18 protein-coding genes are annotated in these 23,610 nt (G+C 70.1%); 4 read left to right on the forward strand and 14 right to left on the reverse strand.

Features of this window, described 5'->3' with window-relative positions; translation table 11 throughout:
* Positions 1-7: 7 nt before the first annotated feature.
* Complete coding sequence (gene uvrC, locus RYJ27_RS07055) at positions 8-1,966, reverse strand: excinuclease ABC subunit UvrC (RefSeq protein ID WP_330169663.1); 1,959 nt, start codon at positions 1,964-1,966, stop codon at positions 8-10.
* 2 nt (positions 1,967-1,968) lie between these two features.
* Positions 1,969-4,869, reverse strand: coding sequence for an excinuclease ABC subunit UvrA (gene uvrA, locus RYJ27_RS07060; RefSeq protein WP_330169664.1), 2,901 nt, complete (start codon positions 4,867-4,869; stop codon positions 1,969-1,971).
* 119 nt (positions 4,870-4,988) lie between these two features.
* Here uvrA and RYJ27_RS07065 point away from each other — a divergent pair, with 119 nt between their 5' ends.
* Positions 4,989-5,237, forward strand: coding sequence for a hypothetical protein (locus RYJ27_RS07065; protein ID WP_330169665.1), 249 nt, complete (start codon positions 4,989-4,991; stop codon positions 5,235-5,237).
* 19 nt (positions 5,238-5,256) lie between these two features.
* Here RYJ27_RS07065 and uvrB read toward each other — a convergent pair whose 3' ends face one another.
* Entirely contained in the window at positions 5,257-7,326 is a 2,070-nt protein-coding gene (uvrB, locus tag RYJ27_RS07070) for an excinuclease ABC subunit UvrB (RefSeq protein WP_330169666.1), read from the reverse strand.
* A gap of 60 nt (positions 7,327-7,386) precedes the next feature.
* Entirely contained in the window at positions 7,387-7,983 is a 597-nt protein-coding gene (gene coaE, locus RYJ27_RS07075) for a dephospho-CoA kinase (protein WP_330169667.1), read from the reverse strand.
* A gap of 123 nt (positions 7,984-8,106) precedes the next feature.
* On the opposite strand from coaE, the gene RYJ27_RS07080 reads away from it, so the two are divergent.
* Positions 8,107-8,496 carry a response regulator transcription factor gene (locus RYJ27_RS07080; RefSeq protein ID WP_330169668.1) on the forward strand — a complete coding sequence of 130 codons (390 nt, stop codon included), beginning with the start codon at positions 8,107-8,109 and terminating at the stop codon, positions 8,494-8,496.
* On the opposite strand, the gene RYJ27_RS07085 is transcribed toward RYJ27_RS07080, so the two are convergent.
* The 9 genes from RYJ27_RS07085 to RYJ27_RS07125 form a co-directional block, all read right to left on the reverse strand.
* Positions 8,497-9,672 carry a nucleotidyl cyclase domain-containing protein gene (locus tag RYJ27_RS07085; RefSeq protein ID WP_330169669.1) on the reverse strand — a complete coding sequence of 392 codons (1,176 nt, stop codon included), beginning with the start codon at positions 9,670-9,672 and terminating at the stop codon, positions 8,497-8,499.
* Positions 9,669-11,324 carry a sensor histidine kinase gene (locus tag RYJ27_RS07090; protein ID WP_330169670.1) on the reverse strand — a complete coding sequence of 552 codons (1,656 nt, stop codon included), beginning with the start codon at positions 11,322-11,324 and terminating at the stop codon, positions 9,669-9,671. The genes RYJ27_RS07085 and RYJ27_RS07090 overlap by 4 nt, the downstream gene beginning before the upstream one ends.
* 117 nt (positions 11,325-11,441) lie before the next feature.
* Positions 11,442-13,028, reverse strand: coding sequence for an MFS transporter (locus tag RYJ27_RS07095; RefSeq protein ID WP_330169671.1), 1,587 nt, complete (start codon positions 13,026-13,028; stop codon positions 11,442-11,444).
* A 27-nt stretch (positions 13,029-13,055) separates the two neighbouring features.
* Positions 13,056-13,652: an alkylhydroperoxidase domain protein gene (locus tag RYJ27_RS07100; protein ID WP_330169672.1), complete on the reverse strand. Its 597-nt coding sequence runs from the start codon at positions 13,650-13,652 to the stop codon at positions 13,056-13,058.
* Complete coding sequence (locus tag RYJ27_RS07105; protein WP_330169673.1) at positions 13,649-14,275, reverse strand: CMD domain protein; 627 nt, start codon at positions 14,273-14,275, stop codon at positions 13,649-13,651. Before RYJ27_RS07105 ends, RYJ27_RS07100 begins: the two co-directional genes overlap by 4 nt.
* Before the next feature lie 13 nt (positions 14,276-14,288).
* Entirely contained in the window at positions 14,289-15,026 is a 738-nt protein-coding gene (locus RYJ27_RS07110; protein ID WP_330169674.1) for an ABC transporter ATP-binding protein, read from the reverse strand.
* A complete protein-coding gene (locus tag RYJ27_RS07115; protein WP_330169675.1) occupies positions 15,023-15,946 on the reverse strand; it encodes an ABC transporter ATP-binding protein in 924 nt (307 codons plus the stop codon). Before RYJ27_RS07115 ends, RYJ27_RS07110 begins: the two co-directional genes overlap by 4 nt.
* On the reverse strand, positions 15,943-17,901 hold the full coding sequence (locus tag RYJ27_RS07120) for an ABC transporter permease (protein ID WP_330169676.1): 1,959 nt from the start codon (positions 17,899-17,901) through the stop codon (positions 15,943-15,945). The genes RYJ27_RS07115 and RYJ27_RS07120 overlap by 4 nt, the downstream gene beginning before the upstream one ends.
* 72 nt (positions 17,902-17,973) lie before the next feature.
* Positions 17,974-19,134 (reverse strand): ABC transporter substrate-binding protein, encoded by a 1,161-nt coding sequence (locus tag RYJ27_RS07125; protein WP_330169677.1) that lies wholly within the window; start codon positions 19,132-19,134, stop codon positions 17,974-17,976.
* Positions 19,135-19,318: 184 nt separating this feature from the next.
* Here RYJ27_RS07125 and RYJ27_RS07130 point away from each other — a divergent pair, with 184 nt between their 5' ends.
* The gene (locus RYJ27_RS07130; RefSeq protein ID WP_330169678.1) at positions 19,319-21,316 is read left to right on the forward strand and encodes an FAD/NAD(P)-binding protein; all 1,998 of its coding nucleotides are present in this window, start codon (positions 19,319-19,321) and stop codon (positions 21,314-21,316) included.
* Entirely contained in the window at positions 21,313-22,020 is a 708-nt protein-coding gene (locus RYJ27_RS07135) for an SDR family oxidoreductase (protein ID WP_330169679.1), read from the forward strand. Before RYJ27_RS07130 ends, RYJ27_RS07135 begins: the two co-directional genes overlap by 4 nt.
* Positions 22,021-22,100: 80 nt before the next feature.
* On the opposite strand, the gene rpsA is transcribed toward RYJ27_RS07135, so the two are convergent.
* On the reverse strand, positions 22,101-23,549 hold the full coding sequence (rpsA, locus tag RYJ27_RS07140; RefSeq protein WP_330169680.1) for a 30S ribosomal protein S1: 1,449 nt from the start codon (positions 23,547-23,549) through the stop codon (positions 22,101-22,103).
* Positions 23,550-23,610: the final 61 nt, after the last annotated feature.

Below are 23,610 nucleotides of genomic sequence, written 5' to 3' on the forward strand. Positions count from 1 at the left end.
CCGGCTCTCACCCTACTGACTTCGGCGCGGACGCCGCCAACGCTTCTGAGGCGTGCGTAGATGAATCGTCGGCCGCCGGCGACTCCTGCAGGCGCGAGTGGATGGTGGCCGCGAGCTTGGGGCCGATCCCCTTGACCTCGGTGATCGCCGCCGTGTCGGCACGGCGAAGGGCCGCTACCGACCCGAAGTGCCGCAGCAGCACGCGGATCCGCTCCGCGCCGAGGCCCGGGATCTCCTCCAGGACGCTGTGGATGTCGCGGCGACGCGAACCCCTCTGGTGACGGATCGCGAAGCGGTGAGCCTCGTCGCGCAGCCGCTGCAGGAGGTAGAGGGCCTCGCTCGTGCGGGGCAGGATCACGGGATACTCCTCCCCCGGCAACCAGACCTCCTCCAGGCGCTTGGCGAGGCCGCACAGCGCGATCTCCTCGTGGCCGGAGTCGGCGAGGGCTCGCGCCGCGGCGGCGACCTGCGGTTTTCCGCCGTCGACGACGAGAAGCTGCGGGGGGTAGGCGAATCGCGTGCGCCGCCGCGTGACGGGAGCGTCGTCGGTGCCCGCCTCCTCGGCCTCCGCCTCGTCCCGGTCGAGATGCGCTATCCGGCGCGTCAGGACCTGGTAGATCGAGTCGGTGTCGTCCGTCGTGTCGGTCACGGAGAAGGAGCGGTACTGATCCTTGCGCGGGAGCCCGTCTTCGAACACGACCATCGATGCGACGACGTTGGTCCCCGACAGGTGCGAGACGTCGAAGCACTCGATCCGCAGTGGCGCCTCGGACATCCCGAGCGCCTCCTGGAGATCCGTGAGCGCCTGCGACCTGGCGACGTAGTCCGACGTGCGCCTGGTCTTGTGGAGCATGAGGGCCTGTTGGGCGTTGAGGCTCGCCGTCTTCATGAGATCGGCTTTGCGTCCGCGCTGCGCGACCTGCACGTTCACGGGACGGCCGCCGCGCCGCTCCCGCAGCCATTCCTGCAGCTCTGCCGCGTCGGGCGGCAGAGCTGGCACCAGGATGCGGCGCGGGATGTCCGTGGGAGCCACCTCGCCGTAGGCGCGCTGCAGCACCTGGTCGATGAGCTCGCCGCCCTCGATGTCGATCTCCTTCTCGATCGTCGAGGCCCGTACCCCGCGCACGCGCCCGCCGCGCACGACGAAGTGCTGCACGGCGGCCGCGAGCTCGTCCTCCGCGATGCCGAAGAGATCCAGGTCGACGTCCTCGCCGAGCACCAGGGCGGACCGGGACAGGACCGCGTCGATCGCCGCCAGCCGGTCGCGGAAGACCGCGGCCGCCTCGTAGTCCATCGCCGCGGCGGCCTCGCGCATCCTCGCCGTGAGGTCGACCCTGAATCTCTGGTCACCCCCGGCCATGAACGCGACGAAGTCGTCCACGATCGCCCGGTGCTCCTCCACCGTGACCCGCATCGAGCACGGGCCGCCGCAGCGCCCGATCTGTCCCGGGAAACAGGGCCGACCGGTCTGCATCGCCTTCTTGTAGCTCGAATCACTGCAGGTGCGGATCGGGAAGACCTTGATGAGCTGGTCGATCGTGTCGTGCACCGCCCAGACCTTCGGGTAGGGACCGAAATACCGCGCACCCCGGATGCGGCGGTTCCGGGTGACCAGCACCCGCGGCGCCTCATCGGCGAGGGTGATCGCCATGAAGGGGTAGGACTTGTCGTCGCGGTAGCGGACGTTGAAGGGCGGATCGAACTCCTTGATCCACATGTACTCCAGCTGGAGGGAGTCCACGTCCGTCGCGACGACCGTCCACTCGACCGAGGCCGCCGTCGTGACCATCCGACGCGTGCGCTCGTGCAGGGTGTGCAGCGGAGCGAAGTAGTTGCTCAGCCGCGCGCGCAGGTTCTTCGCCTTGCCGACGTACAACACGCGGCCGTCGGCGTCACGGAATCGATAGACCCCCGGGTTGGTGGGGATCTCCCCCTGCTTCGGCCGGTAGGACAGCGGCGACGCCACGCTCAGCCCGCCTTCCGGCGTTCGCCACCGCGCCGGTCCTCCTGACCGAGGAGCTCGGCGAGGAACATCCCCGTATGGCTGTCCTCCACGCGCGCGACCTGTTCGGGAGTGCCGGTCGCGACGACCTCTCCTCCCCCCGCGCCGCCCTCGGGCCCCATATCGATGATCCAGTCGGCGGACTTGATCACGTCGAGGTTGTGCTCGATGACGATGACGGTGTTCCCCTTGTCGACGAGGCCGCCGAGCACCTCGAGCAGGCGCTGGACGTCCTCGAAGTGCAGGCCCGTGGTGGGCTCGTCAAGCACGTAGACGCTGCGGCCGTTGCTGCGCCGCTGCAGCTCCGTGGCGAGCTTGACGCGCTGCGCCTCCCCGCCCGACAGGGTCGTCGCGGACTGCCCGAGGCGGACGTATCCGAGCCCGACCTCGACGAGCGTGCGCAGGTAACGATGGATCGCCTGGATGGGCTCGAAGAACTCCGCGGCCTCGGAGATCGGCATCTCGAGCACCTCGGCGATGTTCTTGCCTTTGTAGTGCACGGCGAGCGTGTCGCGGTTGTACCGCTTGCCGTGGCACACCTCGCAGTCGACGTAGACGTCGGGGAGGAAGTTCATCTCGATCTTGATCGTGCCATCGCCCGAGCAGGCCTCGCAGCGACCGCCCTTCACATTGAAGCTGAATCGCCCGGGCTGGTAGCCGCGCACCTTCGCCTCGGGGGTCTCGCTGAACAGCGTGCGGATGCGGTCGAAGACGCCGGTGTAGGTGGCCGGATTCGAGCGCGGCGTCCGGCCGATCGGGTTCTGGTCGACGTGCACGACCTTGTCGAGGTCGTCGAGCCCCGTCACCCGGGTGTGCTTGCCCGGAACGCGGCGGGCTCCGTTGAGCCGTGTCGCCAGCACCTCGTACAGGATGCCGTTGACGAGCGAGGACTTGCCCGATCCGCTCACGCCGGTGACGGCCGTGAGCACGCCGATCGGGAAGTCGACGGTGACGTTGCGAAGGTTGTTCTCGCGCGCTCCGACGACCGTGATCTTGCGCGACCGATCGATCTTGCGCCGCTTCGCGGGTGTGGTGATTTCCCGGCGTCCCGACAGGTAGTCGCCCGTCAGCGAGGCGGGCTCGTTCAGCAGGGCGTCGTAGGGTCCGGAGTGAACGACCGTGCCGCCGTTGACCCCCGCCCCCGGACCGATATCGACGATCCAGTCGGCGGCCTCGATGGTCTCCTCGTCGTGCTCGACGACGATGAGCGTGTTGCCCAGATCGCGAAGCGTCACGAGCGTCTTGATGAGGCGTCGGTTGTCGCGCTGGTGCAATCCGATCGACGGCTCGTCGAGCACGTACAGGACGCCGGTGAGCCCCGACCCGATCTGCGTCGCGAGACGGATGCGCTGCGCCTCGCCGCCGGAGAGCGACGCCGCGGCGCGGCTGAGGCTGAGGTAGTTGAGCCCCACCTGAATGAGGAAGTCGAGACGAACGCGGATCTCGCGCAGCACCTGGGCGGCGATCGCGGCCTCGCGGTCGGTGAGCGTGAGCTGCGCGAAATAGTCGCGCGCATCGGCCAGGCTCAGGTGAGACGCCTCGGCGATCGAGTGACCATGGACGAGGACCGAGAGCACCTCCGGCTTGAGCCGGTCGCCGTTGCAGACCGGACACGGCACCTCGCGCAGGAACTCCGACCAGCGGGTGCGCTGCGTGTCGGACTCCGCCTGCAGCCATTGCCGCTCGATGTAGGGCACGACGCCCTCGAAGCCCGACGCGTATCGCATCTCGCGGCCGAAGCGGTTCTTCCACTTGACGGTGACCTTGTAGTTGTCGCCGCGCAGCACAGCCTCTCGGATGTCGGACGGCAGCTTCTTCCACGGCGTGTCGAGCGAGAAGTCCAGGTCGGCGGCGAGCCCCTCCAGGAGGCGCTCGTAGTACTGGAACAGCCCCTTGCCCTGCGTCGTCCAGGGGACGATGACACCCTCGCGGATCGAGAGCTCGTCATCCCCCAGCAGCAGATCGACATCGACCGACATGCGGGTGCCGAGTCCCGAGCAGGCCGGACATGCACCGAACGGCGCGTTGAACGAGAAGGTGCGCGGCTCGATCTCCGTGAGCTGCAGGGGGTGCCCGTTCGGGCACGCGAGCTTCTCGGAGAAGTTCTGCCAGGCGTCGTCGCCCTCTTCGTCCACGAAGTTGACCTGCATCACGCCGCCCGCGAGACCGAGCGCGGTCTCCACGGAGTCGGTGACGCGACCGAGGATGTCGGGCGAAGCGACGAGCCGATCGACGACGACCGCGATGTCGTGCTTGTAGCTCTTCTTCAGCGTGGGAGGCTCGGCCAGCTGGATGAGGTCGCCGTCGACGATCGCACGCGCGTAGCCCTTGGCTCCGAGCTCGCGGAAGAGGTCGACGAACTCTCCCTTCTTCTGCGTGACGACCGGCGCCACGATCTGGTAGCGCGTGCCCTCGGGCAGCTCCATGAGCTGGTCGGCGATCTGCTGCACGGTCTGACGCTGAATGCGTTCGCCGCACTCGGGGCAGTGAGGCACGCCGATGCGCGCCCAGAGCAGACGCATGTAGTCGTAGACCTCGGTGATGGTGCCGACGGTGGAGCGCGGGTTGCGGTTGGTCGACTTCTGGTCGATCGAGACCGCCGGGGACAGACCCTCGATGAAGTCGACGTCGGGGCGGTCGACCTGCCCGAGGAACTGCCGTGCGTAGGCGCTCAGCGATTCGACGTAGCGACGCTGCCCCTCGGCGAAGATCGTGTCGAAGGCGAGGCTCGATTTCCCGGAGCCGGAAAGACCTGTGAAGACGACGAGGGAGTCGCGCGGGATGTCGAGATCAACGTCGTGGAGATTGTGAACGCGGGCACCGCGGACGCTGAGCTTCGAGGAGGTGGCAACGGGGACGATGGGCACCCGTCAAGTGTAGGTTCGCCCTCCGACATCGGTTCCGGGTTCGCCCTCGGCGGACTCGCCGGCACCGCATCGCACGCCGCCAGGGCCCGCGACCCCGCTCCAGAGGGCACACTGGTGTCATGACACGCGCATCACGCTCCGCCCGCCCGCGACTCCGGGACAGGGTCCGCGAGGCCGGCGGGTGGTACGCGTGGATCAACGCGAACCTCATCAAGGCCGCCGGACCCGCCGCCGTGGGCCCCTATGAGAGCACGCCGCCCCCCTCCGCGACGGAGCGCGCGGAGCGCGCGTGCCCCCTGTGCGGGCATCCGATGAACACCCACACCATCGACCGCCGCGGAGACAAGCCCCTGCTGCGTTGCCCCTGAGGAGCGCGCGCCGGGCCTCTCAGGCGTGGCCGGCCCGCTCCATCGCACGCAGTTCCTTCTTCAGCTCCTGGACCTCGTCGCGCAGCCGCGCGGCGAGCTCGAACTTCAGCTCCGCCGCCGCGGCGAGCATCTGGTCGTTGAGGTCGGCGATCGTCGACTCCAGCTGGGTCGCTCCCTCAGCGGCGATGCCCTCACGACGCAGCCGCGGCGTGGGCGCCTTGCCCTTTCCGGACCCGCCCTTCTTCGCCAGCATCGCCGCCGTATCGGCGCCCTCCCGCGCGAGGATCTCGGTGATGTCCGCGATGCGCTTGCGCAGCGGCTGCGGGTCGATGCCGTTCTCGAGGTTGTAGGCGATCTGCCGATCGCGGCGCCTGTTCGTCTCGTCGATCGCGTTGCGCATCGAGTCCGTCATGGTCTCGGCGTACATGTGCACCTCGCCGGAGACGTTGCGGGCCGCGCGACCGATCGTCTGGATGAGGGAGGTTCCGCTGCGCAGGAATCCTTCTTTGTCGGCGTCGAGGATCGCCACGAGCGAGACCTCGGGCAGGTCGAGCCCCTCTCGCAGGAGGTTGATGCCGACCAGCACGTCGTACACGCCGGCCCTCAGTTCCGTGAGCAGCTCCACGCGTCGCAGCGTGTCGACGTCGGAGTGGAGATAGCGCACCTTGACGCCGTGCTCGCCGAGGAAGTCGGTCAGCTCCTCCGCCATCTTCTTCGTGAGGGTCGTCACGAGGACGCGCTCGTCGCGCTCGACGCGCAGGCGGATCTGCTCGAGCAGGTCGTCGATCTGCCCCTTGGCGGGCTTGACGACGATCTGCGGATCGATGAGCCCCGTGGGGCGGATGATCTGTTCGACGACGCCGTCGGCGACACCCATCTCGTACCGGCCGGGAGTCGCGGAGAGGTAGACCGTCTGACCCACCCGGTTCTTGAACTCGTCCCAGCGCAGGGGGCGGTTGTCCATCGCACTGGGCAGCCGGAACCCGTGATCCACGAGGGTGCGCTTGCGGGAGGCATCCCCCTCGTACATCGCACCGATCTGCGGGACGGTCACGTGCGATTCGTCGATCACGATGAGGAAGTCGTCGGGGAAGAAGTCGAGCAGGCAGTGGGGCGCCTCCCCGGGGGCGCGCCCGTCGATGTGCCGCGAGTAGTTCTCGATGCCGGAGCAGAAGCCGAGCTGCTGCATCATCTCGAGGTCGAAGGTGGTGCGCATGCGCAGCCGCTGCGCCTCCAGCAGCTTGCCCTGCCCCTCCAGTTCCTTCAGCCGCTCCTCGAGCTCGGCCTCGATCGTGCCGATCGCGCGCTGCATGACATCGGTGCCGGCGACGTAGTGGGATGCCGGGAAGATCGGCACGGAGTCGAGCCGTTCGAGAACGTCGCCGGTGAGCGGGTGGAGCTTGTACAGCGCCTCGATCTCGTCGCCGAAGAGCTCGATGCGGATCGCGTACTCCTCGTAGACCGGGATGATCTCGATCGTGTCGCCCCGCACGCGGAAGTTGCCGCGGGAGAAATCGACGTCGTTGCGGTTGTACTGCATCGAGATGAACTTGCGGATGAGGGCGTCCCGGTCGTAGCGCTCGCCCACCTGCAGCGCGACCATCGCGCGCAGGTACTCCTCGGGGGCGCCGAGGCCGTAGATGCACGAGACCGTCGAGACGACCACGACGTCGCGCCGCGACAGCAGCGAGTTGGTGGTGGAGTGGCGCAGGCGCTCCACCTCCGCGTTGATAGAGCTGTCCTTCTCGATAAAGGTGTCCGTCTGCGGCACATACGCCTCGGGCTGGTAGTAGTCGTAGTACGACACGAAGTACTCGACGGCGTTGTGGGGCATGAGTTCCCGGAACTCGTTCGCCAGCTGAGCCGCCAGCGTCTTGTTGTGCGCGAGCACCAGCGTGGGGCGCTGCACCTGCTCGACCAGCCACGCCGTGGTCGCGGACTTGCCCGTGCCGGTCGCGCCGAGCAGCACGACATCGGTCTCGCCCGCGTTGATCCGCGCCGCCAATTCGGCGATGGCCTGCGGCTGGTCGCCCGATGGGGAGTACTCGCTGACGACCTCGAACGGCCGCACGCTGCGCGTGGTCTGCATGTGAAGAAGCCTAGGCGTGGCCGCCGACACGGGCGTCGGCGTTCGCCCAGCGCGGATGCGTCAGGACCGGACCCGCCGCCACAGCTCGTCGACCTGCTCGATCGTGTGGCTGAGGGACCCGGCCGTGTCGACGACGACGTCGGCGACGGCGAGTCGCGCTGCATCCGGGGCCTGGGCCGCGATCCGACGCGCGGCATCCTCCGCCGTCATGCCGCGCTCGGAGACGAGCCTGTCGCGGCGCACGGCCGCGGGTGCGTGGGCGACGACCACGAGATCCCACGGACCGTCCACGCGCGCCTCCACGAAGAGCGGGACGTCGTAGACGACGACGGCACGCGGGTCCCGGGCGAACGCCTCGGCGAAGCGTCGTGCCGACAACTCCCGCACGGCGGGGTGGACGATCTCGTTGAGGCGCGCAAGGGCATCCGGGTCGCCGAAGACGGCACGCCCGAGAGCCTCGCGATCGAGGGCGCCGTCGGGGCCGACGATCCCGGCGCCGAACTCGGCCGCGATGAGGTCCAGGACGTGCGACGGCGGAGTCTGCACCTCGCGCACGAGCGCATCGGCGTCGACGACGACCGCTCCGTGCTCCGTCAGCCGCCGCGCGATCGTCGACTTCCCCGACGCGATGCCGCCGGTGAGTGCGATGAGAGGCATCGCTCCAGCATGTCGCATGGGCCCCGGTGCGCGCACGCTCGGTCGCCTCGGAGATGGTCTGGGATATCATCGGGCGGCGCCCGTGTCCCGCGGCCCGCTCCCACATCCCTCGGAGGAACAGCGATGGATCACCCTCGCGTCGCTGTGGTCGTCGAAGACGACGCCGACATCCGCTTCCTCATCTCCGCCGTCCTCGAGCAGTCCGGCTTCCAGGTCGTGTCCGCATCGTCGGGCCCCGAGGGCGTCGACGCCGTCCGCACCCACGCGCCGGTCATCACGACCCTGGATGTGAGCATGCCCGGCTTCGACGGCCACGAGGCCGCCCGTCGCATCCGCGCGTTCAGCGACACCTACATCGTCATGATCACGGCTCGTGCGGAGCAGATCGACTCGTTGCAGGGCATCCAGGCGGGAGCGGACGAGTACATCACGAAGCCGTTCCGGCCGCGGGATCTGCGTGCGCGCATCGCAGCCCTCCTCGAAAAGCCCCGGGCCTCGCGCTCGTCCGACTGATCACGCCATGTCGACGACGATGACGGAGGCGTCGGGACTCGATGCGGAGCGCAGTGCGGCCCTGTCGGCGACCTGAAGAAGGCGCTCCGCGTCGTAGCCGATTCCGTCGGTCAGCGCGACGCCCACGCCCAGGACGGGGATCACGGGACTGCCGAGCGACACGAAATCGTCCAGCAGGTGCCGATGGAGTCGAGCCGCGACGCGACGGGCCTCCCCCGCGGAGACCGGGACCATCCCCAGCACGATCTCCGTCTCGCTCGCCTGGCCGACGACCGCCTGCGTCGGGGCGTGACGGACCACGCTGCTGCGCCATTCGTGTACGAGCGCCTGTGCCTCCCCCGGTCCGAAGGCGGTGGCGATGTTCGGGATGTCGTCGATCCGCATCGCGATGAGCGCGTACCGGTCGCCGTTGTGACGTGCGCGATCGAGGATTCCCGTCAGCACGACCCGGAAGGAGCCGGAATCGAGCACGCCGTCGCTCTTGAGCGCGAGCGTCCGCGATCGGGGCGTGCCCGTGGGCGACGGGCATGCGGCGCGCATCACGGATGTCGCAACGACCGCGACCACGATGAGCACGACCGTCACGAACGCCATCGCGATGGACCCGAACCAGTCGGTGAAGAAGGGATCTTCGGGACCCACGGCGACGAAGGCGATCGAGCGGGCGAGGAAGAACAGCGACTCGATCGCCAGCACGACGGTGAGCGGCCACGAGACCGACAGCGTGGCCATCGTCCCACGCCGCGACTCGACGGCGCCCAGGAGGGTGAAGGCGGCGATGGGGATGTACACCGCGAGGGCGCCGGCCCAGTCGCCGCCCTCCGCTCCGGCGACGGCGACCAGCGCGAATGCCAGCAGCGACGCCGCGGCGACCAGCGCGGCCGGCACCATCACCGTCCGCCCGTTGAACCGACGGCACCCGAGCCACATGATCCCCGCGGACGCCACGAACGACGCGTTGCCGATGCCGGTCGCGAGCCACGCCGACTCGTCGGGAGACGCCGCCCACGCCAGATAGTTGACGGTGGTCAGGATGCCGGCGATGTACGCCAGCGCCCAGATCCGCCCGGCCCCGTCATCCCTGCGAAGGAGGGTCTCGACGAGGTACACGGCCCCCGCGGAGAGCACGACGACGGCCGTCATGACGGAGATGCTGAAGAGGTCCAGACCGCTCATACGTCTCTCCTCGGATCGGAGGCGGGCAGGCGGACGATGAAGGTGGTCCCCTCGCCCTGCATCGTCTGCACGGTGATCTCGCCGCCGTGGGCGCGCACGATGTCCCGGCTGATGGCCAGTCCGAGACCGCTGCCGTGCGTCGTCGAACCCCGCACGGAGTCGGAGCGGAAGAAGCGCTCGAACAGCCGGGGCAGCTCGTGCTCGGAGATCCCGGGGCCGTCGTCGCTCACCGTCAGCCACGCGTGCAGGCCGTCGGACATCGCGGACACCTGGACGTGGCCGCCGTCGCTGTTGTACTTGACGGCGTTGGACACCAGATTGTCGACCACCTGGCGGATGCGGTGCGCGTCGGCGTAGGCGACGGCATCCTCCACGCCCGAGCCGTCAATCGTGATGCCGCGCTCGGTCGCGCGGGGGGTGGCGGCCTCGATCGCGGCCGTCATGACCTCCGCAAGATCCGTCGGACGGGGCGATATGGAGACGGCGGCTCCCTGGCGCGCGTTGGCCGACATCGTCAGGATGTCGGCCACGAGCTCGAGCAGCCGGCCCGCATTGCGCTCAGCCACCTCGAGGCTGCGCCGCGCCATGGGAGAGATGGTCTCGTCGTCGAGCGCGAGGTCGAGGTATCCCATGATCGAGGTCAGCGGTGTCCGCAGCTCGTGCGAGACGGACGCCACGAGGTCCTCCCGGGCGCGGATCGCCAGCTCCTCCGACGTGACGTCGCGCGAGACGACCACCATCCCGGCCGCCGATCCGTCGGGGTCGGTCAGCTCTCGCGCGGATGCCGCGATCGCGCGTCTGTCCGCGTCGTCCGGCTCGCCGTACCAGACGATGAGGTTGTCGAACGTCTCCCCTCTGCGCGCTCGCGAGAGAGGGAGCGCGTCCGCCTGTATCGACGTGACACCGTCGGCCGCGTAGGCCGACATGCGTCCGTCACGACCCCGCGCCCGCTGCAGTCTCCCGTGCGCCTCGTTGGCGAGCAGCTGCGTGCCGTCGGCCGCGATCCGCACGACCCCGAAGTCCAGGGCGTCGAGCACGTCGATCACGACGTCCTCCTGTCGCCGCGCACGATCGACCGCCTGCTGAAGATAGCGCGACTGCTTCTCCAGCAGCATCCGCTGGGCAGAGGCGCGTCGCGCCGCGAGAGAGGCGATGAAGCCGAGAGCCGTGATCGTCACGGGGAGGAGGATCGTCGCCGGGACGAAGTCCGTCTCGGGAGTGATCGCGGTCTGCACCCAGAAGAGGGCGGTCGTGCCGAGCGATCCGCCGATGAGCCCCGCCCACCCGTAGGACCAGGCGATCCAGATGAGCGGGAACGCCCAGAGGATGCCGAGGGCGGCACCGGGCGTCGCCTCGCGGAGCAGGGCGATCGCGATCACGTCGCACACGGGGACGATGAGGCCCGCGGCGTGCGGGAGCCGGTTCCACGGCACGACGAACGCGGCGCCGGTCGTTCCGAGCGTCACCGTGAGGCCGAGGATGAACGTCGGGAGGTCGTCGACCCAGCCGAGCGCGATCGCCAGCACGGCGGCGAGCAGCGCGACGCCGGCGAAGAGAACCTGATTGAGGACGACGATGCGGTCGCGCGCGCCCGCATCGACACGCATCCAGCCGGCTTGCGGTGGCGCCGCCGGCGAACGCGACTCAGTCATGGTCTCGACGCTACTGCCCTCGATCGCTCCGATGGCGCAGGCGGCCCGGGAACCACGACGGAAATTGTGCCGATCCGCCGGAGGACGCGTCTCGCGACGACGACGCGCGGGGGCCTCTCACGCGCGCACGACCTCCGTCGGCGCATCCTGAGCCTCGTACGACGCGACGAGCTCCCGCTCGCGTTCGTGGGAGGGAAGACCGATCGCGACGACGGCTGCGCCGAGGACGATCGCGACCGCGCCCACCAGGTAGGCGCCGAGCGCCCCCTCCACGAGGCTCAGGCTCGCGGCCGAGAGGATCTCGTCCCGGTACTGCGGATATTGGTCGGCGACGTGCAGCGCGGAGGCGAAGGATGCCTGCAGCGCCTCCGTCACGCTCGCGCTGATGGACGCGGATTGGCCGCTCGCCTCGATCTGCCGCGCGAATGCGGCGGCGAAGCCCGATGCGAGGATGGCGCCGAGGATCGCCTGCATGATCGAGCCGCCGAGGTCGCGCTGCAGGTCGGACGTGGCAGAGGCCATCCCCACCCGCGCCACCGGCGTTGACTCGGTGAGCGCACGCGACGCGGGCGTCATGGCGAAGGCGGCGCCCGCGCCGATCACGAGGAACCCCGTGCCGATCAGCCAGTACGGCGTGTGCTCGCGCCAGAAGAGCATCGTGACGAAGCCGAGCAGCACGAGCGCGTATCCCGCCAGCATCGTCACTCGCGAGCCGCGCGCCAGCACCAGCCGCGCGGACAGCGGAGCCACCAAGAGCAGGCCGACGGCCGCCGGCACCACCGACAGGCCCGCCTCGAGCGTGTCGTACCCGAGGATGTTCTGGAGGAACTGCTGGCCGACGAACATTGCCCCCATGAGCGATCCGAAGACGATCATCCCGCCGGCGGCGGGCACCCAGAACATGCGGCGCCGCGCCACGGCCAGGTCGTAGAGCGGATGACGCGTGCGGTGCTGTCGGATGCCGAACACCAGCATCAGCAGGACCGCCGCCCCGAGAAGGCCCAGGCCCAGCCCCGCTCGTCCCGGCGCGAACACCTCGCTGATCCCGAGGACGAACGCCGAGATCGCCAGCACCGAGAGCACGCCGCCGGGGTGGTCCACGGGAGCGGTGGACTCGTGCACGTGGGACGGCACGAGGATCCAGACGAGCACGAAGGCCGCCGCGGCGATCGGAGCCGCGACGAGGAACGCCGAGCCCCACCACAGGACGACCAGGAGCAGGCCCGCCAGCACCGAGCCGATCACGGTCGCCATGGCGCTCACGCTCGACCACAGCGCGATGGCACCCGTGCGCCCCGGCCCGCGGGACCACAGCGCCGTGATGAGCGAGAGCGTCGTCGGGTACGCCATGCCGGCCGCGATGCCGGTGAAGATGCGCGCGGCGATCAGGAGCTCGATCGATCCCGCGAACGCGGACAGGAAGCTCGCGACGACGGTGAGGGCGAGGCCAACGAGGAGCAGTTGCTTGCGCCCGTAGCGGTCGGCGACCGCCCCGAGATAGAGCACCGACATCGCGAGCCCGAGCGAGCAGCCGAGCGCCACGAGGTTCAGCTGGGTCTGGTCCGCCCCGAACGCGTCGCCGATGTCGGGCAGCGCGATGTTGGCGGCGGCGAGGTTGATGTTGCACACGAGGGCCGCGAGGATCAGAGAGGTCAGCACGAGCGGGGCACGGGCGGGGGCGCCCTCGCGCGGGGCGTCGGTCATGGCATCACACTAGCGACGCCGCGCCGCTCAGAGCGTGGGCTCGCCCAGCGACAGCATGAGGCGATTCGCCCAGTTGAAGAACGCCGCCGACATGATCGTGTCGAGCACCTCGAGGTCGTCGAGCCCCGCGGCATCCAGCGCCCGAAGCTCGTCGGATCCGAGCGCGGGCGGCGACTGGGAGAGCGCGACGGACGCGTCGACGACGGCGTCCCACCGGGGATCGATGCGCGCGCCCGTTCCCTCGTCGAGCAGGCGTTGCACGTCGTCTCGCCGCCCGGAGTGGTGGGTGGCGAAGCCGGCGTGGACCGACGCGCAGTAGACGCATCCGTTGCTGCGCGATGCCGCCGTGGCGGCGATCTCCCGATCCGCGCGCGGCAGACCCTCGGCGACGTTGAAGAAGATGTCGAAGTCCGCGAGCGTGCGCTCCCGCAGGACCGCGGGATCACGCGCCAGCAGCCGGAAGTACGCGTTCTTCGCGCGCGAGCGCTGCACGAGGGCTTCAAAGTGCCGTTCCCCGAGGTCCGTCTCTCGAAGCGGCTCCAGCCACGGGACCCAGCCGAGGACGTCCTGAGTGAAGCGCTGCGGGACGGGCAGATCCGTCTCGGGCGCGAGAGACTCCGTCATCGGCGGTCCCCTTCGGTGGAGGCGGAACCCGCGGCTCTCATGGCACGCAGGCCCGCGGCGACGCGCAGCTGGAAGGCGAGGAACGACACCAGCTGCGAAAGCGTCACGACGCCTGTCGTGCTCCAGCCGGCGTCCAGCAGCTGCTGCAGGTGAGCGCGCGAGGCGTCGCGCGGGTGCAGCACGAGCATGTGCGCATGCTCGAGCGCGGCGCCGAGGCGATCCCCCAGCGCGTAGGCGGCCTCGACGGACCCGACGGAGTACGTCGGTCCGGGCACGCTCTCGGGCGCGTTGTCGTGGAGGAAGGCGCCGTAGGGACCCGGATGGGAGGCTTGACGTGCCTCGGTACGGACGATGCCGGCGAGGCGGGCGCCCTCCGGGGTCGCGTCCAGCCCACCGCCGTAGAACCGCACGGCCTCGTCGTCCCCGTGCAGTTGCGCGACGAAGACGGCGACGGCGAACCGCTCGGCCGGGGACATCTCCGCGGCATCCACCGAGACGAACAGAGCCTCGTACGCCCCCTGGGCGTGCGAGCGGGACTCAGGGCGGCGGCGCCGCAGCGCGTCCCAGCGGTCGCCCGGGGAGATCCCGGCCAGGGTGTCGATGACGTCCACGGTCTCGCTCATCGCGTCCTCCAGCTCACGTGGCGCTCTGACCCAGGTAGGCCTCGCGGATCTCGGGGTCGGCGAGCAGCTCCGCCGCCGTGCCCTGCAGGCGCACCTCGCCGTTGACCAGCACATAGCCGCGGTGCGCGATCGACAGGGCGAGCTCGGCCGACTGCTCGACGATGAAGACCGCGACCCCGCGTTCGGCATTGATCCGCTGGATCGTCTCCAGCACCTGGTCGACGACGATCGGCGCGAGCCCCATCGTCGGCTCGTCCATGCAGATCAGGCGGGGTCTCGACATGAGCGCACGCGCGAACGCGAGCATCTGCTGCTCGCCGCCCGACAGGGTCCCGGCCTGCTGCCGGCGGCGCTCGGCGAGCCGCGGGAACAGGTCGTACTGATCGGCGAGGTCGGAGCGGAGCTCACCGCCGCGGGCGCGACGCGTGTACGCACCGACGAGAAGGTTCTCCTCGATCGTCATCTCCGGGAAGACCCGGCGAGCCTCGGGCACGCTGGCGATCCCGGCGCGGATGACGTCGGCAGTGGAATCGCGGAGGATGCTGCGTCCGTCGAAGACGATCTCGCCGCGGCGAGGCGTCACGAGGCGCAGAATCGTCTTCATCGTCGTGGACTTGCCGCTGGCGTTGCCGCCCAGGAGCGAAACGATCTCGCCGCGGCCGATGGAATAGCTCACGCCGTGGAGCGCGCGGAACTGGCCGTAGTAGACATCGACGTCCCGCACGTCGAGCAGCGGGTCGGTCGCGTTCATCGGGTCTCCTCGCCGTCCGTCGTCTCGGGCGGGATCGCCGCGTCGTCAAGGACCGCGGCGACGACATCGTGGGATCGGGCCGCCGCTCCGCCCCGCCGCTTGCCGAGGTAGGCCTCGATGACGCGATCGTCGTTCTGCACCGCCGCGGGAGGACCGTCGGCGATCACCCGCCCGCCGTCCATCACGATCACGCGGTCGGAGACGCTCATCACGAGCTCGAGCTTGTGCTCCACGATGACCATCGTCTGCCCCTCTGCCTTCAGGTCCAGCAGCTGGCGCACGACCTCCTTCGTCTCGGCGGTGTTCATGCCCGCCGTCGGCTCGTCCAGCAGCAGGAGACCGGGCGCCGACGCGAGGGCTCGGGCGATCTCGGTGCGCCGGCGGTTGGCGTAGGAGAGCGTCCACGCGGGGTGCTCGCGACGCGGCAGAAGGCGCGTGGAGAAGCGCTGCAGCTGGGCCGTCACGCGCTCGTCCGCCTCCCTCTTCTCCCGCCGGAGCCCCGGTGTGCCGACGGTCGCGAGCGCCGCCTCGGCGATGAGCGCGACCCACCTGAGCACCGGGATGCCGCGGAGCGCCGGCAGCGGCGTGGCCGCGCGCGCGAGCGGAACCTGTCCCAGGAGCACATTCTCCGCAACGGTGGCGTTGCCGAAGACGCGTCCGTTCTGGAACGTCCGCCGGACGCCGCGCCGGGCCATCGCGTCGGGGCTGCGGCCCGCCACGTCCTCTCCGCGGAACCGGATCGATCCGGAGTCGGGTGCGAGCTCCCCGCTCAGGAGGTTGATCGTGGTCGTCTTGCCCGAGCCGTTCGGCCCGATGATGCTGACCACCTCGCCCTCGTCGACGTGGAAGGTGTTGTCGTCCACGGCCTTCAGCGCGCCGAACGACCGGGACAGGCCGCGGACCTCGAGCAGCCGGGTCATCGGCCCTCCTCCCCCCGCGTCGTCGCCGGGCGCGCCGCGAGCGTCCCCGCGAGAGGCGGGTCACCCGCGATGGGGCCGGATGGGTCCTGCCGGCTACTATCGCCTCTGCCCGTGACCCTCGCCAGCAGGCGGGCGAACGGGGGCGGCAGCGTCCACAGGCCCTCGGGCCGGAAGCGCACCAGCAGGAGCAGCACGAGCCCGTAGATGAGGAGGCGGGTGTCCGCCGCGACCCGGAACAGCTCCAGCCCGCCCACGAGGATGATGGCGCCGAGGATCGCGCCGAAGGGCCGCAGCATGCTGCCGAGGACCGCGATCGTGACGATCTGGAACGAAAGATTGGGGCTGAAGATCTTCGGGTCGAGGAACCCGTATTGCGCAGCCCAGAACGCGCCCGCGACGCCGGCGATGAGGCCGCCGACGGCGAACGCCAGGGACTTGTACTGCGGCGCGGCGATCCCCGAGGCGCGCGCGGCGATCTCGTCGTCGCGCACCGCACGCCAGTACAGCCCGAGGTGCGACCGGCTCATGCGGTGCACGAGCAGGATGAGCGCCAGAAGCAGCCCGAGCCCCAGGGCGTAGAGCTGCGTCGGTGAGCTCAGCACGATGCCGAACACGTCCGGGAGCGGGATGAGGGACAGGCCGCTGCCGCCGCCGGTGATCGGCACCGCGACCAGGATGACGGCGGAGATCGCCGCACCCGTGGCGAGCGTCGCGATCGCCGGATAGTGCCCGGAGAGGCGCCAGGAGGGGGCGTTCAGGATCGCGATGAGGACGGCCGAGACCAGTCCGGCCAGGAGAGCCGCCGGCAGGAAGGGCATCCCGGCGTTCTTCATCAGCAGGGCCGCGGCGTACGCGCCGATCGCGACGGGGCCCGCCTGGCCGAGCGAGAGCTGGCCCGCCTGGCCGCCGATGACCGTCATGGACAGCGCGATCATCGCGAACGCGATGATCTGGATCCCGACCTGGACCACGTACCCGTTGAAGAGCCCGGGAACGGCGGGCACGAGCGCGAGCGCGACGAGCACGGCGACCTGCCAGCGCCTCATCACGAGCGGTCGGGCCTGCGAGAAGAACGTGCCGGTGAGCGGCTCCCGGCGGACGGACTTCTTGCCGAGCAGCCCCTCGGGGCGGATCCACAGGACCGCGAGGAGGACGCCGAACGTGATCAGCTGGCGGACCGAGTCGCCCCACAGGCTCACCCCGACCGCCTCGAGCACGCCGAGCACGAGGCCGCCGATGACGGCCCCCAGAAGCGACCCCAGCCCGCCGAGCGTCGCCGCGGCGATCCCGGCCAGCCCGATCTGGAAGCCCTGCGTGGGGGCGATCGTGGTGAAGTAGGCCGCCACGAGGACGCCTGCGAGACCGCCCAGGCCCGAGGCGACCATGAAGGCGATCGACTGGACGCGTGCGACGGGCACGCCCATCTGGGCCGCGGCATCCCGATCCTGCGAGGTGGCGCGGATGGCGCGGCCGATCTTGGTGAACCGCAGCGCCAGCGCGAGCGCCGTCATGAGGGTGACGCCCGTGACGAGGATGATGACGTCGATGAGGCCGAAGGTGAGCCCGCCCACCTGCAAGGTGACGGGCGGGAGACCCGAGTCGAACCGGCGCACCTCGGGCCCGAAGATCATCTGCGTGAGGTTGTCCAGGATGATCATGACGGCGATCGTCGACAGCACCGCGGCGATCGGCGCGCGCCCCGCGAAGGGCCGCACCGCGACGAGGTTTATGAGATAGCCGAGGGCCGCCGTCACGGCGACGGCGGCGAGGGCGCCGAGCCACAGCGGCATCCCGAATTGCGTCGTGACGACCCAGCCCACCATGGCGCCCACGGCGAACAGGGATCCGTGGGCGAAGTTGACGACGTTCGCGACGCCGATGACGAGGGACAGGCCGAGCGCGACCAGAGCGTACGCGTTGCCGTTGATCAGTCCGGCGACGAGGATGTCGAACACGTGGTGGTCTCTTTCCGAGGGTGCGGACGCGAACGCGGGGGCGACCGGCGCACCGGTGCCCCCGCGTCGGCGTCAGCCGAGGTCGTCGGTCTCGACGAAGGCGCCGTCCTGCACCTGCAGCCATACGAAGGGCGGGCTGTCGATTCGGCGCTCGTCGTTGTAGGCGGCTTCGCCGTAGATGATCGAGGGGATGCCCTCGCCGTCGCGCAGAGCGTTACGGATTCCCTCGCGGTCGAGGGTCTCCGCGTTCTCGGCGGCCCAGGCGAGCTGCTTCAGGCCGTCGTAGGCGTACGCGGCGAAGAGGTTGGGCGTGTACCCGAACTTCTCGGTGTACGCGTCGACGAAGCCCGTGACGGCCGGGTCATCCGACTCCGGGTAGAAGGACGTGTCGACGTAGATGCCCTCCGCCGCCTCCTGTGCGAGGTCGAGCAGCTGCTGCGAGTAGTTGGAGCCGACGGCCACGAACGGCACGTCGAAACCGGCCTGCTCGGCCTGCTGCGCGAGCAGCGCGGTGGTGGCGTAGTACGTGTAGATGATCGCTACGTCGGCGCCGGCGTCCCGCGCCTGCACGAGCTGCGGCCGGAAGTCGGTGGACGCCTCTTCGACGGGGGTCGAGTAGGCGATCTCGTCGCCGTTGGCGGCGATCTGGTCCTCCAGCACGTCGAAGGCCGTGTTGCCCCAGTCGGTGTTGAGATAGAAGACGGCGATGTCGTCGCCCAGCTCGCCCGCGGCGTCGGCGACGACCCGCGCCTCGACCTCCTGCGTGATGCTGGGGCTGAAGATGTAGTCGCCCGTCGTCGTGAAGTCGGGGTGGGAATTGGTGATGCCCAGCTGGAGCAGGCCGCCCCGCTGGTAGAGGGGGCTCGCCACCATGGACGTCGCGGATGAGAAGTCCCCCAGCACCGCGAGGACGTTCTCGTCGCTCACGAAGCGCTGCGCGATCGTCGTCGCCTGCGCGGCCTCGCCCTGGCTGTCCTGGAAGTCCAGCTGGACCTCGCGGCCGTCGATGCCGCCCTCCGCGTTGATCTCGTCGAGGGCGATCTCGAAGCCCTCCTGCCAGTTCTTGCCGTACTCGGCCTGGTTCCCGGTCAGCGGTCCGGACACGCCGAAGACGACGGGCTCCCCCGAGGGTGCGTCTTCCTCCGTGCCGCTCTCCCCCGCGCATCCGGCCAGCGCCAGGGTGGTCACGGCTGCGGCGGCGCTCCAGGCGAGGAGACGGGGGGACATTCTCATGGGATGACCTCACGGTGCGAAGGACTCGGGCAGCGCGTCATGCGGCACCCGGCGCGGGAGCGGTAGCCACGCGCCCTCCTATGCTCGCTCGTGCCGCAGCCACCGACGAATCGAGCCGTAACACAAGCACATGCAAGCGCCGGTCGACTTCGTCCCGCGGCCGACGAGCGCGTATACAGGAGGGATGACACCCGGCAACCGCCCCGAGATCGCGCTTATCGGCGCGGGTCCTCGCGGGGTGTCCCTGCTCGAGCGGATCGTCGCGCATGCCGAATCGGGCGAGGCGCCCCGCGCCGGCCTGACCGTCCACCTCATCGACGACACGCAGATCGGCGCCGGCCGCATCTGGCGCACGGACCAGCCGCGCGAGCTGTGCACGAACACGCTGGCCCACGCGGTGACGCTGTTCACCGACGACTCGGTCACGATGACGGGCCCGGTACGGACGGGACCCACCCTGTGGGAGTGGGGCATGCTCGTGGCCCATCGCTCGAATCCGACCGCACGGTCGAGGCGCGCGCTCGAGACGATCCGCGCCGATCACATCGCCGTCTTCGACGCGGTCCCGTTCCCGCGGCGCGTCGCGGACCGGTACCGCGACGAGCTGCGCGAATGGCTGCCCGAGTCGCACCCGAGTCGCGCGCTCTACGGCGAGTACATCGCGTGGTTCCTCTCCGGCGTGCTCAGCCGGCTGCCCGACGGCGTCGACGTGCGCACTCACCTCGGACGCGTCGTCTCGGTCGACGAGGTCGACGGTCGACAGCTGCTGACGTTCGCCTCCGGAGAGAAGCTGAGCGCCGACGCGGTGGTCGCCGCGACGGGGTGGATGCCGCGGGCCCCCACGCCCGCGGAGCGCGAGATCCTCGAGGCCCTCGCCGCCGACGAGGGCCTCGTGTGGGTGAGGCCGGACAGCCCCGCCGACCAGGACCTCACGGGTGTCCCGGACGGCGCCGACGTCATCGTCCGGGGGCTCGGGATGGGCTTCTTCGACACGATGGCGCTCCTGACCATCGGCAGGGGCGGGGCGTTCGCCCCCGATCCGGACGCACCGGGCGGTCTGCGCTACCGCCCCTCGGGGCGTGAGCCGGTGCTACACGTGACGTCGCACCGCGGCATCCCCTACCGCGCCAAGAGCCTCTACCGCGGCCTGCCCCCTCGCGCCGAGCAGCGCCATCTGCGCTCGTTCGACACCTCCGCGGCGCGCCCCATCGATTTCGACGCCCGGCTGTGGCCGCTGATCCTCAAGGACGCGTTCTCCGACTACTACGTCACACTGGCGCGCGTGGCGCCCGACGCCCTCCTCGCGCCGATCGAGGACGTGCTCGCGGCGATCGAGCGCGCGCCCGGCGAGCTCGACGCCCTCACGGCAGCGGTCGCGCCTTTCGTACCGGATCCCGCGGATCGGCTGGATCTCGCCACGGCTCTGCACCCCGCCCCGTCGGGGTTCGGCTCGCCGGAGGAGTTCGACGGGTGGGTGGAGGCGTTCGTCGCGGCCGACCTTGCCGAGGCCGAGAGGGGCGTCGACTCACCGTTGAAGGCGGCCCTCTGGTCGATCGCGTCGGCCCGGGGACCCGCGAGCAGGATCGGCGCCTTCGGCGGCTTCGACGCCGAGTCCCGCGAGGGCGGCTTCCGGCTCCTTCACTCGGTCGGCGCGACGTTCGGCTCCGGCCCGCCGGCGTTCCGGTCCCGTCAGCTGCTGGCCCTCGTCCGTGCGGGCGTCGTCCGATTCATCGGTCCGGCCGCATCGGTGCGGGTCGTCGACGGCTCGTTCGTGGCGACCTCCCCCGCCGTGGCGGGGTCGGAGGTGCGATCCTCCGTCCTGATCGATGCATGGATGCATTTCCACGACGTCGCCGCCAGCGACGACCCGCTCGTCCACTCCCTCCACGCGTCGGGACGCATCCGCCCGTTCAGGGTCGCCGCGCGCGCCGGCGGATCGATCGTGACGGGGGGCTTCGACGTGGATCCGTCCACCGGCATCGCGCTCCATCCCGACGGCTCCCCCGATCGAGCGCTCCACATCGCGGGGATCCCGATCGACGAGGTCATGCACGACGCCATCATCAGCCCGATGCCGGGCACCGACCCGACCATGCTGCGCGAGACCGACAGGGTCGCGCGGAGCGCGCTCGAGGTCGCGCTCGCCGCGGCATCCGCCCCCTATTCAGGAGCTCACCGGTGACGAACGACACGAACCGCCCCGTCGCCCTCGTGACGGGGGCCACCGGCGGCATGGGCGGCGAGATCGTCGCCGACCTCTCGCGCACCCATCGGGTGATCGCCACGGGCCGCTCGGTCGCGGCGCTCGAGGACCTCGCCCTGCGCACCGGGTGCGACACCGCCGCCGTCGACATGACCGATGCCGCGTCCCTCGACGGCCTCGGCGGGTCCCTCGACCGGCTGGACGTGCTCGTGCACGCCGCGGCCGTGTCGCGCGCCCGGCGTGTCGACACGGCGGATGCCGAGGACTGGGCGCTCCAACTGGCCACCAACGTCACCGGCCCCGCCCTCCTGACGCGCGCCGTGCTCCCGCTGTTGCGCCGTAGCGCGGGCACCGTCGTGTTCATCGGCTCGGGCGCCGGCACGCGTCCGGTGCCCGGCAGTGCGGTGTACACCGCCAGCAAGCACGCCCTGCGTGGACTCGCAGACGTGCTGAGGATCGACGAGGCGCCGTCGAGGATCCGTGTCGTGACGATCGCGCCCGGCCAGACCGACACCGCCATGCTGCGCGACATGATCGCCACGGCCGGGGGCGCCTACGAGCCGGAACGGTACATCCGCCCCGCGTCGGTGGCCCAGGCCGTGCGGTTCGTCGTCGACGCGCCCGCCGATGTGCAGCTCACGGACCTCGCGGTGCGTCCGCGCGTCGAGGTCTCGCGCCTCTGAGCCGACCGCCCGCGGGGCCGAACGACAGAACGGGGTCGGAGCCCGAAGGCTCCGACCCCGTTCTGTCGTGTGGTGTCGGCTCAGCGACCCGAGAGCTTCTCGCGCAGAGCAGCGAGGGCCTCGTCGTCGGCGAGGGTGCCCGCGCCCGTCGAGTCGCTCGTGAACGCACCGGCGCCGAAGTCCGCGGCGGACTGCGCCTCGGCCTCCATGGTCTTGGCGACCTGGGCCTTGTGGGCCTCCCAGCGGGCCTGCGCGGCGGCGTACTCCGCCTCCCACGCGAGGCGCTGCTCGTCGAAGCCTTCCTTCCACTGGTTGGTCTCGGGGTCGAACCCTTCGGGGTACTTGTACTCCCCGTTCTCGTCGTACTCCGTCGCCATGCCGTAGAGGGCGGGGTCGAACTCGGTGCCGTTGGGGTCGACCGAGTCGTTCGCCTGCTTCAGCGAGAGCGAGATGCGGCGGCGCTCGAGGTCGATGTCGATGACCTTGACGAAGACCTCCTCGCCCACCGAGACGACCTGCTCGGCGAGCTCGACGTGCTTGCCCGACAGCTCGGAGATGTGCACGAGGCCCTCGATGCCGTCCGCGACGCGGACGAACGCACCGAACGGAACGAGCTTGGTGACCTTACCCGGCGCGACCTGGCCGATCGCGTGGGTGCGGGCGAAGACCTGCCACGGGTCCTCCTGCGTCGCCTTGAGCGAGAGCGACACGCGCTCGCGGTCGAGGTCGACCTCGAGGATCTCGACGGTGACCTCCTGGCCCACCTCGACGACCTCGGAGGCGTGCTCGATGTGCTTCCACGACAGCTCGGACACGTGAACGAGGCCGTCCACGCCGCCCAGGTCGACGAACGCACCGAAGTTGACGATCGAGGAGACCGTCCCCTTGCGGACCTGACCCTTGTGCAGGGCGTTCAGGAAGTTCGTGCGGGTCTCCGATTGCGTCTGCTCGAGCAGCGCACGACGCGAGAGCACGACGTTGTTGCGGTTCTTGTCGAGCTCGAGGATCTTCGCCTCGATCTCCTGGCCGAGGAACGGCGTCAGGTCGCGCACGCGGCGGAGGTCGATGAGCGACGCGGGAAGGAAGCCGCGCAGGCCGATGTCGACGATGAGGCCGCCCTTGACGACCTCGATCACCTGACCGGTGACGACGCCGTCGTTCTCCTTGATCTTTTCGACATCACCCCACGCACGCTCGTACTGCGCGCGCTTCTTCGAAAGGATGAGGCGCCCTTCCTTGTCCTCCTTCTGGAGGACGAGCGCCTCGACGGCGTCGCCGAGCTGGACGACCTCGTTGGGGTCCACGTCGTGCTTGATGGAAAGTTCGCGGGAGGGGATCACACCCTCGGTCTTGTATCCGACGTCGAGGAGCACCTCGTCGCGGTCGATCTTCACGACGGTGCCTTCGATGAGGTCTCCGTCGTTGAAGAACTTCAGGGTCTTCTCGACCGCGGCCAGAAAGTCTTCGGCAGATCCGATGTCGTTGATCGCGACCTGCTTGGTGGCCGGGGCGGTCGTTGCGGTAGTCATGTAGTGGGTTGTCCTTGTTGGGTTGGTATCTCGGGCCCCGCGGCACAGCGCCCACCCGAAG

It is taken from the genome of Microbacterium limosum (assembly GCF_036324365.1).
Lineage (GTDB): Bacteria > Actinomycetota > Actinomycetes > Actinomycetales > Microbacteriaceae > Microbacterium > Microbacterium limosum.

Excerpts from the sequence above, each read along its gene's own strand:
- RYJ27_RS07110 (WP_330169674.1), bottom strand. The coding sequence starts at position 15,026 with ATGAACGCGACCGACCCGCTGCTCGACGTGCGGGACGTCGATGTCTAC.
- RYJ27_RS07080 (WP_330169668.1), top strand. The coding sequence starts at position 8,107 with ATGGATCACCCTCGCGTCGCTGTGGTCGTCGAAGACGACGCCGACATC.
- RYJ27_RS07090 (WP_330169670.1), bottom strand. The coding sequence starts at position 11,324 with ATGACTGAGTCGCGTTCGCCGGCGGCGCCACCGCAAGCCGGCTGGATG.
- RYJ27_RS07105 (WP_330169673.1), bottom strand. The coding sequence starts at position 14,275 with ATGAGCGAGACCGTGGACGTCATCGACACCCTGGCCGGGATCTCCCCG.
- RYJ27_RS07065 (WP_330169665.1), top strand. The coding sequence starts at position 4,989 with ATGACACGCGCATCACGCTCCGCCCGCCCGCGACTCCGGGACAGGGTC.
- RYJ27_RS07085 (WP_330169669.1), bottom strand. The coding sequence starts at position 9,672 with ATGAGCGGTCTGGACCTCTTCAGCATCTCCGTCATGACGGCCGTCGTC.
- coaE (WP_330169667.1), bottom strand. The coding sequence starts at position 7,983 with ATGCCTCTCATCGCACTCACCGGCGGCATCGCGTCGGGGAAGTCGACG.
- RYJ27_RS07130 (WP_330169678.1), top strand. The coding sequence starts at position 19,319 with ATGACACCCGGCAACCGCCCCGAGATCGCGCTTATCGGCGCGGGTCCT.
- rpsA (WP_330169680.1), bottom strand. The coding sequence starts at position 23,549 with ATGACTACCGCAACGACCGCCCCGGCCACCAAGCAGGTCGCGATCAAC.
- RYJ27_RS07100 (WP_330169672.1), bottom strand. The coding sequence starts at position 13,652 with ATGACGGAGTCTCTCGCGCCCGAGACGGATCTGCCCGTCCCGCAGCGC.
- RYJ27_RS07115 (WP_330169675.1), bottom strand. The coding sequence starts at position 15,946 with ATGACCCGGCTGCTCGAGGTCCGCGGCCTGTCCCGGTCGTTCGGCGCG.
- RYJ27_RS07095 (WP_330169671.1), bottom strand. The coding sequence starts at position 13,028 with ATGACCGACGCCCCGCGCGAGGGCGCCCCCGCCCGTGCCCCGCTCGTG.
- uvrB (WP_330169666.1), bottom strand. The coding sequence starts at position 7,326 with ATGCAGACCACGCGCAGCGTGCGGCCGTTCGAGGTCGTCAGCGAGTAC.
- RYJ27_RS07125 (WP_330169677.1), bottom strand. The coding sequence starts at position 19,134 with ATGAGAATGTCCCCCCGTCTCCTCGCCTGGAGCGCCGCCGCAGCCGTG.